At 71.4% G+C, this 13,100-nt stretch carries 16 protein-coding genes; 7 read left to right on the top strand and 9 right to left on the bottom strand.

Going from position 1 to position 13,100, the window contains the following annotated elements; genetic code table 11:
* The first annotated feature begins 23 nt into the window (after positions 1-23).
* From V1351_RS11135 to V1351_RS11125, 3 genes are read left to right on the top strand one after another with little or no spacing between them, the layout of a single operon-like run.
* Positions 24-701, top strand: coding sequence for a heme oxygenase (biliverdin-producing) (locus V1351_RS11135; RefSeq protein WP_338748221.1), 678 nt, complete (start codon positions 24-26; stop codon positions 699-701).
* On the top strand, positions 698-1,225 hold the full coding sequence (locus V1351_RS11130) for a DedA family protein (protein WP_338748220.1): 528 nt from the start codon (positions 698-700) through the stop codon (positions 1,223-1,225). Before V1351_RS11135 ends, V1351_RS11130 begins: the two co-directional genes overlap by 4 nt.
* Positions 1,226-1,229: 4 nt before the next feature.
* A complete protein-coding gene (locus V1351_RS11125; protein ID WP_338748219.1) occupies positions 1,230-2,084 on the top strand; it encodes an RDD family protein in 855 nt (284 codons plus the stop codon).
* 75 nt (positions 2,085-2,159) lie between these two features.
* Here the strand turns inward: V1351_RS11125 and V1351_RS11120 are convergent, their stop codons facing one another.
* The 4 genes from V1351_RS11120 to V1351_RS11105 are packed head-to-tail and all read right to left on the bottom strand — an operon-like array spanning position 2,160 to position 5,977.
* Entirely contained in the window at positions 2,160-2,939 is a 780-nt protein-coding gene (locus V1351_RS11120; RefSeq protein WP_338748218.1) for a hypothetical protein, read from the bottom strand.
* A complete protein-coding gene (locus tag V1351_RS11115) occupies positions 2,936-3,538 on the bottom strand; it encodes an isochorismatase family protein (RefSeq protein ID WP_338748217.1) in 603 nt (200 codons plus the stop codon). Before V1351_RS11115 ends, V1351_RS11120 begins: the two co-directional genes overlap by 4 nt.
* Before the next feature lie 19 nt (positions 3,539-3,557).
* Positions 3,558-4,658, bottom strand: coding sequence for a serine hydrolase domain-containing protein (locus tag V1351_RS11110; protein WP_338748215.1), 1,101 nt, complete (start codon positions 4,656-4,658; stop codon positions 3,558-3,560).
* Positions 4,655-5,977, bottom strand: coding sequence for a nicotinate phosphoribosyltransferase (locus V1351_RS11105; protein ID WP_338748214.1), 1,323 nt, complete (start codon positions 5,975-5,977; stop codon positions 4,655-4,657). Before V1351_RS11105 ends, V1351_RS11110 begins: the two co-directional genes overlap by 4 nt.
* A 15-nt stretch (positions 5,978-5,992) precedes the next feature.
* On the opposite strand from V1351_RS11105, the gene clpS reads away from it, so the two are divergent.
* The 4 genes from clpS to V1351_RS11085 are packed head-to-tail and all read left to right on the top strand — an operon-like array spanning position 5,993 to position 8,521.
* Positions 5,993-6,283, top strand: coding sequence for an ATP-dependent Clp protease adapter ClpS (clpS, locus tag V1351_RS11100; RefSeq protein WP_338748213.1), 291 nt, complete (start codon positions 5,993-5,995; stop codon positions 6,281-6,283).
* Positions 6,283-6,933 (top strand): DUF2017 domain-containing protein, encoded by a 651-nt coding sequence (locus tag V1351_RS11095; protein WP_338748212.1) that lies wholly within the window; start codon positions 6,283-6,285, stop codon positions 6,931-6,933. Before clpS ends, V1351_RS11095 begins: the two co-directional genes overlap by 1 nt.
* Complete coding sequence (gene murI, locus V1351_RS11090) at positions 6,930-7,757, top strand: glutamate racemase (RefSeq protein WP_338748211.1); 828 nt, start codon at positions 6,930-6,932, stop codon at positions 7,755-7,757. Before V1351_RS11095 ends, murI begins: the two co-directional genes overlap by 4 nt.
* On the top strand, positions 7,754-8,521 hold the full coding sequence (locus tag V1351_RS11085) for an MBL fold metallo-hydrolase (protein WP_338748210.1): 768 nt from the start codon (positions 7,754-7,756) through the stop codon (positions 8,519-8,521). The genes murI and V1351_RS11085 overlap by 4 nt, the downstream gene beginning before the upstream one ends.
* Before the next feature lie 23 nt (positions 8,522-8,544).
* Here the strand turns inward: V1351_RS11085 and V1351_RS11080 are convergent, their stop codons facing one another.
* Genes V1351_RS11080 through V1351_RS11060 form a run of 5 tightly spaced genes read right to left on the bottom strand, consistent with a single transcriptional unit; the run spans position 8,545 to position 12,906 of the window.
* Positions 8,545-9,177 (bottom strand): HAD family hydrolase, encoded by a 633-nt coding sequence (locus tag V1351_RS11080; RefSeq protein ID WP_338748209.1) that lies wholly within the window; start codon positions 9,175-9,177, stop codon positions 8,545-8,547.
* A gap of 36 nt (positions 9,178-9,213) precedes the next feature.
* Entirely contained in the window at positions 9,214-10,020 is an 807-nt protein-coding gene (locus V1351_RS11075; RefSeq protein ID WP_338748208.1) for an ABC transporter ATP-binding protein, read from the bottom strand.
* The gene (locus tag V1351_RS11070) at positions 10,017-11,018 is read right to left on the bottom strand and encodes a FecCD family ABC transporter permease (protein ID WP_338748207.1); all 1,002 of its coding nucleotides are present in this window, start codon (positions 11,016-11,018) and stop codon (positions 10,017-10,019) included. Before V1351_RS11070 ends, V1351_RS11075 begins: the two co-directional genes overlap by 4 nt.
* Positions 11,015-12,058 carry a FecCD family ABC transporter permease gene (locus V1351_RS11065; protein ID WP_338748206.1) on the bottom strand — a complete coding sequence of 348 codons (1,044 nt, stop codon included), beginning with the start codon at positions 12,056-12,058 and terminating at the stop codon, positions 11,015-11,017. Before V1351_RS11065 ends, V1351_RS11070 begins: the two co-directional genes overlap by 4 nt.
* The gene (locus V1351_RS11060) at positions 12,055-12,906 is read right to left on the bottom strand and encodes an ABC transporter substrate-binding protein (RefSeq protein ID WP_338748205.1); all 852 of its coding nucleotides are present in this window, start codon (positions 12,904-12,906) and stop codon (positions 12,055-12,057) included. Before V1351_RS11060 ends, V1351_RS11065 begins: the two co-directional genes overlap by 4 nt.
* Between the last annotated feature and the right edge of the window lie 194 nt (positions 12,907-13,100).

Raw genomic sequence — 13,100 nt, 5'->3', positions numbered from 1 at the left:
AAACCTCACTCTAGGAGTTTCCGATGGATACGCCCCTGTCCGTGGCGCTACGCACCGAGACCGCGACGGCTCACGCGGATGCCGAGGGGTCGGCCTTCGTCGAGCAGCTCATGGGTGGGCAGGCATGTCGTCCCGCCTTCGTGGCGCTGGCGGCACAGCAGATGGTGATCTACCGAGCCCTCGAAGAGGTCCTGTGGGGCCACTACGCGAGCCATCCGCTGCTCGCGCCGGTGTTGGACCACCGGCTGGACCGGGTGTTTGCTCTGGAGCAGGACCTGGTGCACCTGGCCGGTGAGGACGTCCAGGTCCGGCTCGCGACGGGCGCGCTGCCCATCGTGCCGGCGGCGGCGGACTACGCGATGCGGCTGCGCACCGAGCACACGCCCGAGATGATGCTCGCGAACCACTACGTGCGCTACCTCGGTGATCTCTCCGGGGGGCAGGTCATCGCACGGATGGTCCAGCGCCACTACGAGGTGGATCCGGCCGGGCTGGCCTTCTACCGCTTCACGCGGATTCCCAGGCCCAAGCCGTACAAGGACGCCTACCGGGCGGCGCTCGACGCCCTTGAGATCGACGACGACACCCACCGGCGGATCGTCGCCGCCGCGGTGGACAGCTTCGAGTTGAACCGCCGTGTCTTCGCCGATCTGGCTGCTGCGCGTGCCCCGGAGCACGCCGCAGCGGGTGGGCCGGCGTGACCTGGTCCGCCTTCCTCCCGACCTTCGGGCTCCTCTTCCTGGTCGTCATGGCCCGGGCCAATGCGACGTACTGGCTCGGGCGAGGGGCGGCCGCAGGGTCGCGGCGGTACCTGCGGACGGGCGAAGGGGAGAACTCGCCCCGCTGGCAGAAGGCGCGTGAACTCATCAACAGCTGGGGACCGCTCGCCGTCGCGATCTGTTTCCTCACCGTGGGCATCCAGACCGCGGTCAACGGCACCGCCGGGGTCACGCGCATGCCGCTGCGTCGCTACCTGCCCGCAGTCACCATCGGATCGATCCTCTGGGCCGCGCTGTACGCCACGGTCGGGCTCGCCGCGGCCCGCGCGTGGTTGGCCGCCGCCGCCCGCTGGCCGGGCACGGTGGCTGCCCTCGCGGTGCTCCTGGTCCTCGCGGTCGGCGTGGTCATCTGGCGTCGCCGCCGAAGCATGACCAACCGGGTGGCCACGCTCCCGCCGACCGCCCGGGAGGCCGTGCCGGCCACGACGGATGACGTGAGATCGTGAGGACATGAGCATCCCCGAGCGCGCCGGCTGGTACGACGACCCGGAGGACGACACCCAGCTGCGGTACTTCGACGGGGTCATCTGGAGCGATCACCGCGTGCCACGCCAGACCCGATCGGCCGAGCCGGTGGACCCCGCGTCCCAGCAGGGTGGCCAGTATGCATCGCGTGCGGGGACGCACCCGCAGCACGGTGGCCCGGGCCGGGACGTCTTCGGACGGTCAACCGGTGCGCCGGGTCCGCACCAACCCGGATGGGGCACACCGTCTGCAGGTGGTGGCTCGTCGCCGGCGGGACCGACGACCGCTGACGGCCAGCCGCTGGCGAGCTTCGGCTCCAGGGCCACGGCCTACCTCATCGACACCGTGATCATGAGCGTCCTCGTCCTGCTGACCTCCGGCTGGGCCTGGTACCTCTTCATGGCCGACTACTGGAGGCGGGCGATGGCGGGGACGATGAGTGGTTCGCCCGACCCCGTGACCCTCGAGGAGGCATCCGGCTACCTGCAGTACCTGAACTACGAGTACCTCTTCGTCGCCGTCGCCATCATGGTGCTCGTCCAGGCGGCCTACGGCATCGGGTTCCTGGTCGTCAGCGCAGCGACTCCCGGCAAGATGATGGTCGGGATCTGCGTGCGGCGCGTGGACCGTCCGGGGCCGCTGGGCCTCGGCACGGCCTTCAGGCGGATGCTCCTGCCGATGATCCTGCGCGTGTTGTGGGTCCTCACCTGCCTGGTCGAGGTCGTCTTCCGTGCGCTGGATCTGCTCTGGCCTCTCAAGGACACGCGTCGACAGGCCCTGCACGACAAGGTGGCCGGGACGCAGGTCGTCGTCGGGAAGCAGACGCGCGAGCGTTCCTGAGGGTCAGTCCTCGCCGACGGTGAGGAGGCCGAGCTCCTGCAGTTCGTCGATCGGGTCGGTGACGTCGCAGCATCCCTAGCCGGTGAAGGCGGCGCGCACGGCAGCGATGTCAGGGCTCGACCAGCCGGCGACGATGTCGGCGAGGGCCGCTGCGTCCCGGATCTGCAGCAGGTCCCGCACCGTGGCCCCGTCGGCGCCGCCGGCGCTGGCGTGGACCGCCACGAGCACGTTGAGCAGGCCGTGCTGCTCCTGGCTGTTCCCGTCGACGAGGTGCTGACCCCGGGCCACGTGGTGCATCCCACCGGTCAGGGTCAGGGGCAGGTGGCGTCGGCCGGACCCGAGGATCACGTCGGCGAGCTCGGCTGCACTCGGCCAGGACCAGTCGGGCGTGGGGCCGGTGCGGAACGTCGCGCGCACGTCGACGAAGTCGCTCGCCGAGGCGATGTCGTCGAGCGCCTCTCCCTGCCCCTCGCGGCCGATCTCGAGGTTGACGACGAGCTCGCCGATGTCCAGGTTGCGCCACTGAGGAGACCACGCCGTGTCCAAGGAGACCACCCTTGGCCACTCGAGGGCTCGCAACGTCTCCAGGGAGTCGTCGATGTCCGCGACCGCGGTCCCGGGGCGGGCGACCAGACCGATCGCGGACGGGGCGGGCGCTCCGTCGGCCACCGCGGCGGTCAGGTCCCCCACGGCGGGCGCTGAGACGAGGAAGGGGCCGACGACGTCGGCGTAGCGGGCACGGCGGTGGTCGGCGTGGGCTCGCAGGGCCTGGCCCATCGGCAGCCCTGCCGGTGGGAAGAGTGCGGCGTCGTTGATGAGCGAGATGAACAGGGCGCGGTGGGCGGCGCGGCTCACGCGGCCCACTCCACGGCGCCCGCGTCGATCATCTCCGTCAGCGCTGCCTCGGTCGTCCCGGGCGCGACCCCGGCGACGGTGTCGACGAGGAGCCGTACTGCGAACCCCTCGTGCAGGGCGTCGAGGACGGTCGCGCGCACGCAGTGGTCGGTGGCGATGCCGCCGACGTCGAGGTCGGTGATGCCGCGCTGGCGCAGCCAGTCGGCCAGGCCGGTCCGTCCGTCCCGGACCGCGAATCCCTCGAACCCGCTGTAGGCGGCCTCGCGCGCACCCTTGCGGAAGACCTCGTCGACGCGGTCGAGGACGGGGTGCAGGCAGTCGTGGAAGTCGGCCCCGGGGGTGCCGGCTGCACAGTGCACCGGCCAGCTGGTCACGAAGTCCGGCTTCCCCCCGGTGGCCCAGTGCGACCCCGGGTCGTGGTGCCAGTCCGCGGTGAGCGCGATGACGTCGTACTCGTGGTCGGTGAACTCGCTGCTGGGCCGATCCGCCAGGACCCGCTCCGCGGCCCGGGCGGCGACGGCCTCGCCGCCCTCGACCCCCATGGACCCCCCTTCGCAGAAGTCGTTCTGAAGGTCGACCAACAGCAGTGCGCGTCCCATACCCGCCACCATGCCACCCTCAGCCGAGCAAGGGCCAGAAGGCGTCGAAGGCCGCGACGGTCCCGGGCGCATCGACGGTGACCTGGGTGGCGAGGAAGGCCGCGCGTCCGGTTGCGGGGTCGGCGTAACCGATGGTGCCCAGACCACCCGCCCAGCCGATGCGGCCGTCGGGCCGGGTCTCCACGTGCAGGCCCCAGCCGGTGTCCGGATCCAGCAGCCCCGCCGTGGCGGAGCGCTGGTCGGCGGTGATGTGGGGCCGGCGCATCTGCTCGCGTGACTCGCGGGACAGAAGGGTCGGACCCGTCCCCACCAGGGATGCGAGGACGGCGAGCTGGTCGGGCACCGTGGCCACGAGGCCGGTTGCCAGGGACTCGAACTGCGGCGGTGTCGTGAAGGTCCCCTCGGGCAGGGGGAGGGCCACGAGACCGCCGGCCAGGGCAACCGTGTGGACTCCGGCCATCCGGTCGGGGTCGCCGGTGAACCCGGTGTCGACGAGGCCCAGGGGGTCACACACGTGCTCCTGGAGCAGGTTGCCCAGCGATGTGCCGGTCGCTCGCGCGAGGAGCACACCGAGGACGTCGCTGCTCGTGTGGTACCGCCACGTGGACCCCGGCTGGTTCGCCAGCGGAAGGGAGGCCAGCCGGTCCATGAACTCGTCCGGACCCATCGGTGGGGGGAACGGGCCGGGCGCCACCCCGACGTCGTGCATCGCGACGGCGAGCGGCCCGTCGGAGACCCACCCGAAGCCAGGGGTCATGGTCAGCAGGTGCCGCACGGTGATCGGCCGTTCGGCGGGGACGGTGTCGCCGAGGTCGGCGTCGGGGCGGGCCAGCACCCGGAGCCCGGCCAGCTCCGGGAGCCAGCGCTCCACCGGGTCGTCCGGGGTCAGGACGCCCTCCTCGACCAGGCGCAGGGCGAGCAGGCCCCCGACCGGCTTGCTGCAGGAGGCGATGCTGAAGAGCGTCTGCGGCTCCATGGGCGGGCCGTCCACGCGACGGCGCCCGCCGACAGCGACCTCGACGCCCGCGGGGCCCTGCACCCCGGCGACCCAGCCGACCAGTGCGCCGTCGTCGACGAGGGCATCGAGGGTGGGGGCCAGTCCCCGCAGGGCCTCGCTCACGGCGTCTCGGTGAGGAAGACGGTCTCGACGGCGGGACGGCCCTCGCTCAGCTGGTGCGCCGACCGCGGTAGTTCGGCCATCGAGGCCTCGTGCCGTGCGCGGGCCGCCGCCAGGGTGCAGTGGGCACGGCCGACGATCCGGCCATCGGTGACGAGCGGGACCAGCAGGTCACGGTCGTCACCGTCGCTGACCGGCTGCTCGCCGATCCCCAGCACCTCGGCCTCGGCCACGCCGAGCTCGTTGCGTCGCCGCAGCGCGTACTTGCGGCCACCGACGGAGATCTTGTCCTGGCTCTGCTTGGCGACACCGATCATCTCCCCGTCATCACCCTCGCGCGCGACGAGCTTGTAGACCATCGAGGCGGTCGGGTGGCCCGAGCCGGTGACCACCCGGGTCCCCACGCCATAGGTGTCCACCGGGGCAGCAGCCAGTGCAGCGATGGCGTACTCGTCGAGGTCGGAGGTGACCACGATCGTCGTCTCCGTCGCGCCGAGTGCATCGAGCTGCTCACGGACCTCGCTCGCCTGCACGACCAGGTCGCCCGAGTCCAGGCGCACCCCGCCCAGACCGGGGCCGGCGACCTCGATCGCCGTGTCCACCCCTTCGCCCACGTCGTAGGTGTCCACCAGGAGCGTGGTGCCGCTTCCGAGGGAGGCCACCTGGGCCTCGAAGGCCGCCCGCTCGCTCTCGTGGAGCAGCGTGAAGGCGTGTGCGGCGGTCCCCCCGGTGGGAACCCCGTGACGACGACCTGCCTCGAGGTTGGACGACGAGGCGAAGCCCGCGATGTAGGCCGCCCGTGCAGCCGAGACCGCGGCCTCGTCGTGGGTTCGCCGGCTGCCCATCTCGATCACCGGGCGGGCGCCCGCCGCACCGGTCATGCGCGAGGCGGCGGAGGCGACGGCCGTGTCGTGGTTGAGGATCGACAGGATGACCGTCTCGAGGATCACGCCGTGAGCGAAGTCGGACTCGACGACGAGCACGGGGGAGTAGGGGAAGTAGGTCTCACCCTCCGCGTATCCCCACACATCACCCTCGAAGCGGTAGTCGGCGAGGAAGTCCAAGGTGGTGGCATCCACCACGCCCCGCTCGCGCAGGTCGGTCAGCTCGGCATCACCGAAGCGGAAGTCCTCGATCGCATCGAGGACGCGTCCGGTGCCCGCGAGCACGCCGTAGCGCCGACCGGAGGGCAGACGGCGGGCGAAGGTCTCGAAGACGCACTGACGGGACGCGGCTCCGCTGTGCAGCGCGGCCTGGAGCATGGTCAACTCGTAGTGATCGGTGAGCAGCGCGGTGCTGGGTCGGTTCGTCACGCCAGCCACTCTAGGGTGGAGGGCGTGTCCACCGTTCCCGTCGAGCAGCAAGCCGTCGAACCCGATGCCGTCGAGTCCCTCGACGTCCCCTGGATCACCCTGGTCTGGAACGATCCGGTCAACCTCATGAGCTATGTGACCTGGGTCTTCCGGACCCACTTCGGCTACCCGAAGGAGCAGGCCGAGAAGTTGATGATGGATGTCCACCTCAAGGGACGCGCCGTCGTCGCGCACGGCCCCAAGGAACAGATGGAAGCCGACACCGAGGCGCTCCAGGGCTACGGCCTGTGGGCGACCTTCCAGAAGGACGAGTGATGGCACGCGCCTTCCGTCCCGAGGGCGACCGTCTCGTCGCCGTCCTCGACGAGCACGAGCGCTCGGTCGTGGCCGGTCTGTGCGCACAGGTCGCCTCACTCGTGCAGCCCACGATGCCGGCGAAGGGGGAGTCGGTCGACCCCTTCGACGCGATCGTCGCGGGGCTGAGCGATCTCGCGACCGACACGCAGGAGGGCGCGAGCGGCGCCGGGGTCCCCGACCGGTCCTTCGGGTCGCTGGCGGACCGGGACCCCGCCCTGGACCGGCTCTTCCCCACCGGGAACCGCGAGGACGAGCAGGAGGCGGCGGAATTCCGTCGCTTCACCGAGCAGGGGTTGCGCAGCCGCAAGCACGCCAACCTCATGACGACGGTGCGCACGCTCGACCGGGCCGTCGACGACGAGTGGGTGCTCACCCGGGTGCAGGCCCCCGCGGTGATGATCGCCCTGACCGACGTGCGGCTGGTCATGGGCGAGCGCCTCGGGCTGCGCACGGACGAGGACTCCGAGCGGCTCGAGGAGGTCGCGGACGGCCTCGCTCCGGATGACCCCGCGGTCTTCGCCCTGAGCGTCTACGACTTCCTCACCTGGCTGCAGGAGTCGCTCACCGGGGCGCTCACGAGCGACGCCGGTCCGGGGGACGAGGCGTGAGCGGTGGCTCCTGGGACGTCGCGGACCAGCCGATCGGGATCTTCGACTCCGGCTTCGGCGGGCTGACCGTCGCCCGCTCGATCATCGACCAGCTGCCGCACGAGTCGATCGCCTACCTGGGCGACACCGCGCGGGCGCCCTACGGGCCCCGGCCGATCGCGCAGACCCGCGAGTTCGCCCTCGAGTGCCTCGACCGGCTCGTCGACCACGGCGTCAAGATCCTCGTCATCGCCTGCAACACCGCCTCGGCAGCGGTCCTGCACGACGCACGCGAGCGGTACTCCGTGCCCGTGGTCGAGGTCATCCGGCCGGCGGTGCGGCGGGCCGTTCTCGCCACCCGCAACCACCGCATCGGCGTGATCTCCACCGAGGGCACGCACCGTTCGCGCGCCTACCTCGATGCCTTCGCGGCGGCTCCGGCGGCGCAGCTGTTCTCCCAGCCGTGCCCCCGGTTCGTCGAGCTCGTGGAGGCGGGCACGACGTCCGGCGCGCAGGTCCTGCAGGTGGCTCACGAGTACCTCGATCCCCTCCGCGAGCTGGACGTGGACACCCTGGTCCTCGGCTGCACCCACTACCCGCTGCTGACCGGGGTCCTGTCCTACGTCATGGGCGACGGTGTCACGCTCGTCTCATCTGCCGAGGAGACCGCCAAAGACGTCTACCGTGTCCTTGCGGACCGCGGCCTGCTTCGTCCGGACACCCTGCCCGGACCCGGTCACGGGTTCACCACGACAGCGGACCCGGACGAGTTCAGGTCGCTGGCCCGTCGCTTCCTCGGACCCGAGGTGGCGACCGTCATCGGCAACACGGGGGACGCGGTATGAGGCTCACCGTCGTCGGCTGCTCCGGTTCCTTCGCCGGCCCCGACTCACCGGCGTCGTGCTACCTCGTCACGGCCGAGCACGAGGGGCGCACGTGGCGTCTCGTCCTCGATCTGGGCAATGGTGCGCTCGGTGCGCTGCAGCGACACACGGCGCTCGCGGATCTTGATGCGCTCGTCCTCTCCCACCTGCACCCGGACCACTGCATCGATGTCACCGGTCTCTACGTCGCTCGTACCTATGACCCGGCTGGCCGGCAGCCGCAACTGCTGCCCGTGTACGGGCCGTCCGGGACGGCCGAGCGTCTTGCGGCGGCCTACGAGGGCATCGACGAAGGGGGGATGACCGGCGTCCTCGACTTCCGTCGCCTCGCCACCAGCGTGCCCACGCAGATCGGACCCTTCGTGGTGCGGCCCTTCCTCGTCGAGCACCCCGTGGAGGCCTACGGGTTCCGGGTGGAGGCAGGCGGCCGGGTGCTGGCCTACAGCGGTGACACCGACACCTGCGACTCCCTCGTCCCGCTGTTCGCCGGTGCCGACCTGGTGCTCGTCGACTCGGCCTTCGTCGAGGGGCGTGATGAGGCGCGGGGCATCCACCTCACCGCCCGACGTGCCGCGCAGGCCGCCGTGGACGCCGGGGGAGTCGGGCGGCTGATGCTCACGCACATCCCGGCGTGGAACGACCCGGAGGTCTGCCGGGCGCAGGCTGCCGAGGTCTGGCCCGGTGAGGTCGAGCTGGCCCGCCCCGACGCGACCTACGAGATCTGAACCGGTCGCCCCCTCGTCCTGCCTCAGGTGGCGTCCAGCAGCGGCAGCAGCGATTCCTCCAGCCGGTCGGGTGAGGCCGCGGCGAGGGTCGCGCGGTCGTGGGTTGCCTCCGGTCGGCACACGGCGAAGGTGGACAGACCGGCTGCCTGCCCGGCGCCGATGTCGTGCGTCGTGTCCCCAACCATCCACGCGCCCTCTGCCCCGAGGGTCCGTAGCGCGTGCTCGATGACGTCCGGCGCCGGCTTGGCCGGGAAGTCGTCAGTCCCCTGGACGTGGTCGAGGTGGTCGGACAAGCCGAGTGCGGTGACGACGTCGCGCGCCATCGCGCTTCGTTTGGTCGTCGTCACGGCGAGCAGGTACCCGCGCTCGCGCAGGGCGGTGAGTACCTGCACGACCTCGGCGAAGGGGGTGGAGTTGTCGGTGTACCGCTGCGGATAGATCCGTCGGTAGGTGTCGCACAGGCCCGGCACGGCATCGGTCTCGGCGACGACGCCGAAGAGGTCCTCGAGGGGGAGACCGATCAGGGGCCTGACGTCGTCGGCGTCGGGTACCCGGAGCCCGTGCTCGGCCAGCGCGTCGCGGATGCTCCCGATGATGTCGGGCAGGGAGTCCACGAGAGTCCCGTCGAGGTCGAAGCAGATGGCGTGTCGGGTCATGACGAGGAGGCTAGCTCGGGGCGCGCGCTGTGCTGATCAGGTGGGCACGACCATCGGCGTCCCGGCAACCGGGTCGGGGACGGTGAGGCACTCGACCCCGAAGACCTGTCGCACGAGGTCGGGCGTGACGACGTCCACCGGTGCACCCTCGGCGACGACGGTGCCGTCGCGCATGGCGATGACGTGGTCGGCGTAGCGGCACGCCTCGTTGAGGTCGTGCAGCACCATGACGACGGTGATCGCCCGTTCGACGTTGAGCTCTCGCAGCAGATGGAGGATCTCCAGCCGGTGGGCCAGGTCGAGGTAGGTCGTCGGCTCGTCGAGCAGGAGCACGGGAGTCTGCTGTGCGAGGACGAGCGCGACCCAGACCCGCTGCCGCTGCCCGCCGGAGAGCTGGTCGACGGCCCGGTCCGCCAGCTCGGTCGTGCCCGTCGCTGCCATCGCCTCGACGACGGCCTCCTCGTCCTGACGCGACCACCGACCGAAGGCGCCCCGGTGCGGGAAGCGACCACGGGACACCAGGTCGCGGACGGTCAGCTGCTCGGGGACGACGTTGGTCTGGGGGAGGAGACCGAGGCTGCGGGCGACGTCGCGCGTGGGCAGGTCGTGGACGGGCCGGCCGTCGAGGAGGACGGCTCCGCTGCTCGGTCGCAGGACCCGACCGACGGATCGCAGGAGCGTCGACTTGCCGCAACCGTTGGGGCCGACGATCGCGGTGACGGCGCGGTCCGGCAGGTGCAGGTCCAGTCCTCGGAGGACGGCACGGTCGCCGTAGCCGACGTGCAGGCCTTGCGCGTGGACGAGCGGCCGACCGGGTCGGGCGGAGGTCATCGACGTCGTCATGAGTTGCGTCCCATCCGATGGAGGAGCCAGAGGAGGTAAGGGGCCCCCAGCGCCGCGGTCACCACTCCCGCAGCGAGCGAGGTGGGGGCGAGCAGGTTCTTGCCGATGAGGTCGGCTGCGAGCACGAGCAGCGCGCCGACCAGGGCGGCGGTCGTGAGCGTCGCCGGTGAGGTCGGTCCGACCAGACGCCGGGCGATGTGGGGCGCGCCGAGGGCCACGAAGGCGATCGGTCCTGAGACGGCCACGGCCACCCCGGCGAGGAGTGCGGACGAGAGCAGCAACAGGTGGCGGGTCCTGGTGACCCGCACACCCGCACCCACGGCAAGCTCGTCCCCGAGCTCGAGTGTCTTCAGGTGGCGCAGCAGGCCGTACGCAAGCGGCAGGGTGAGTGCGGCACCGACGAGGATGGTGATGACGTGGGTCCACGTCCTGGCGTGCAGGCTGCCCGCGAGCCAGACCTCGGCCGCGCCGAGTCGGTCCGTGGGGATACGGGCGATGGTCAGGGCCACTCCGGCGCTGGCGATGGCATGCAGCCCGATGCCGATGAGGACCAGACGGGCACCGGAGCTGTTGCGGTGCGCGAGCACGTGGAGCACGGCCGTGGCCAGCAGTGCGCCGGTACCCGCTGCCAGGGGTAGCAGGGCGGGTCCTACCGCGGCGCTGATCGCCAGCACGGTCGCCAGGCTGGCGCCGCCGGTGACCCCGATGATGTCCGGTGAGGCCAGCGGGTTGCGCAGGAGGCTCTGCATCAGCGTGCCGGAGGCGCCGAGAGTGGCACCGACCCCGATCGCCACGAGCACCCGGGGCAGGCGCAGCTCTCGCACGATGAAGATCTCTCCGGGGTCGCCGAGACCGAGGACCGCGGGCACGGCAGACCTGACCGACAGGTCGCTGGAGCCGAGGGTGATGGCGACCGCCATCAGGCACAGCACAGCCAGCGCGAGGGACGAAGGGAGGACGAGTGACCGGGGGCCAACCCGGCGGGGCGACGTGGTCACAGGGCTCCCTTCACCCGGCTGGCCACCCGGATGAGCACCGGCGCACCGATGATGGCGGTGAGCACGCCCGCCTGGACTTCGGTCGGTCGGGCGATGACCCGGCCGATGATGTCGGCCACCAGGAGCACGATCGGACCAAGGAGGGCCGAGGTGATGAGGACGTCGCGGTGCGCGGACCCCACGAGGGCACGGGCCACGTGCGGGACGATCAGGCCGAGGAAGGCGACCGGACCCGCCAGCGCAACGGCAACGGCCGAGAGGCAGACGGCCGCGGCGCCGGCGAGGAGGCGCACGCGTCCGGGGTGCTGACCCAGGCCGACGGCGGTCTCGTCGCCGAGGGACAGCGCGTCCAGCGGGCGCGCCAGCAGGGCGCAGGCGAACAGGCCGATCCCGACGACGGGCAGCAGGGGCGTGACGGCTGCGGCGTCGCGTCCGGCGAGGGACCCCGCGAGCCAGTGACGCACGTCGTCGGCGTTGGCCTGGTTGAGAGCGAGCAGGGCCTGGGTCCACGCCGACAGCAGCAACGAGATGATGGCGCCCGACAGGGCCAGTCGGACCGGCGACATGGCGTCCCGACCGGTGCCGGCGAGCGCGAGCGCCAGGCCCGCGGCGACGGCACCGCCGACGAAGGCCGCCCAGACGGCGAACCCGGGCGGGACGTCGAGCAGTGCGACGGTCACCACCACGGCGAACCCGGCGCCCGCAGTGATCCCGAGCAGGGTCGGAGAAGCGAGCGGGTTGCGGGTCGCGCCCTGCAGGAGCACGCCGGCGAGTGCCAGGCACAGCCCGGCGATGACGCCGGCGATGGTCCGTGGCAGTCGCAGGTCCAGCACGATGAGGTGAGCCTCGGTGGCCCGTGCTCCGGCCACGGCTTCGATGACCTCGGCCGTCGGCAGCCGAACCGACCCGATGGCGAAGCTGCCCAGCACCGTGACCACGAGAACGATCAGGAGCGCTGCCGGGACGAGTACGGCCCGGGCGCCCGACCGGGGTGCGCGTGTGGCCTCGCGCACCCCGGCGGTACGGACGGTCAGGCTCACTGGTCGGTGAGCAGGTTGCCCTCGAGGTCCCGGAGCATCGCGTTGGCGGCGCCGATGCCTCCACCGAGGTTCCAGTGGCTCTCGTCGACGACCACGACGTCGTCCTGCGTGACGGCGGACAAATTCTGCCACAGGTCCGTGGAGGTCCACCGCTCCATCTGCTCGTCGACGCTGGTGGTGCCCTGCTGGGCGTAGTGCTCGGACGAGACCATCTGGAAGATGACATCACCGTCCATGTCGGGGATGCGCTCCTCGGAGATCTCGACGAGCTGCTCGGATGCCTCCCAGTCGTCGACGCGCTGGGCACCGGGGCGCTTGAGGCCCGCGTCGCGGATGACGGATCCCGGGAAGCCGGTGAGGTAGATGCGCACCTGGTCCGGCATGAAACGGATGATCGACACCTCGGTGTCGGCCTTGCCCGCCTCAGCCAGGTCCTCGCCGAGCTGCTCGGCCCGCTCGTCGTAGTCGGCGACGATCTCCTCGCCCTTCTCCGGCGTGCAGAGGGCCTGCGCCCACAGCGAGACGTTCTCCTTCCACGTCACGCCGATCGTCTCGGAGAAGACGGTCGGAGCGATCGTGGCGAGCGTGTCGTAGATGGCCTCGTGGCGAAGTTTGGAGCCGACGATGAGGTCCGGCTGGAGGGAGGCGACCTTCTCCAGGTCCGGCTCGATCTCCGTCCCGACGACCTGGGCCTCCTCGACCTCGTCGGGCAGGTACTCGTACCAGTCGTCGGTCCAGGGCTCGACCACGCCGACGGGGGTGACGCCCAGAGCGAGGACGGAGTCGGTCTGCCCCTGGCCGAGCGTGACGACCTTCTTCGGCGTGCAGGGCACCTCGGTGCGTCCCATGGCGTGCTCGACCGACACGCTCTCCCGTGAGTCGCCTTGGCCCGGGGTGGCCGAGCCATCGGACGTGCCGCAGGCGGCCAGGGGAAGGGTGAACGCGGGGGTGATCGCCAGCGCGCGGCGTCGTGTGGTGAACGAGGGCCCCGGGGGGTTGAGAGTCGGTCGAAGGCAGAAGGAACACTAATAGTTAGGTAAGC

Origin of the sequence: Janibacter sp. A1S7 (assembly GCF_037198315.1) — a bacterium.
Taxonomy (GTDB): domain Bacteria; phylum Actinomycetota; class Actinomycetes; order Actinomycetales; family Dermatophilaceae; genus Janibacter; species Janibacter alittae.
The sequence above is the reverse complement of the archived record's forward strand: the minus strand, read 5'-3'. Positions and strand labels throughout refer to the sequence as shown.

What these genes read in the sequence shown, in the direction of transcription:
- V1351_RS11115 (WP_338748217.1), bottom strand. Translation starts at nt 3,538, where the DNA reads ATGGGACGCGCACTGCTGTTGGTCGACCTTCAGAACGACTTCTGCGAA.
- V1351_RS11135 (WP_338748221.1), top strand. Translation starts at nt 24, where the DNA reads ATGGATACGCCCCTGTCCGTGGCGCTACGCACCGAGACCGCGACGGCT.
- V1351_RS11060 (WP_338748205.1), bottom strand. Translation starts at nt 12,906, where the DNA reads ATGGGACGCACCGAGGTGCCCTGCACGCCGAAGAAGGTCGTCACGCTC.
- V1351_RS11080 (WP_338748209.1), bottom strand. Translation starts at nt 9,177, where the DNA reads ATGACCCGACACGCCATCTGCTTCGACCTCGACGGGACTCTCGTGGAC.
- V1351_RS11125 (WP_338748219.1), top strand. Translation starts at nt 1,230, where the DNA reads ATGAGCATCCCCGAGCGCGCCGGCTGGTACGACGACCCGGAGGACGAC.
- V1351_RS11085 (WP_338748210.1), top strand. Translation starts at nt 7,754, where the DNA reads ATGAGGCTCACCGTCGTCGGCTGCTCCGGTTCCTTCGCCGGCCCCGAC.
- V1351_RS11075 (WP_338748208.1), bottom strand. Translation starts at nt 10,020, where the DNA reads ATGACGACGTCGATGACCTCCGCCCGACCCGGTCGGCCGCTCGTCCAC.
- V1351_RS11095 (WP_338748212.1), top strand. Translation starts at nt 6,283, where the DNA reads ATGGCACGCGCCTTCCGTCCCGAGGGCGACCGTCTCGTCGCCGTCCTC.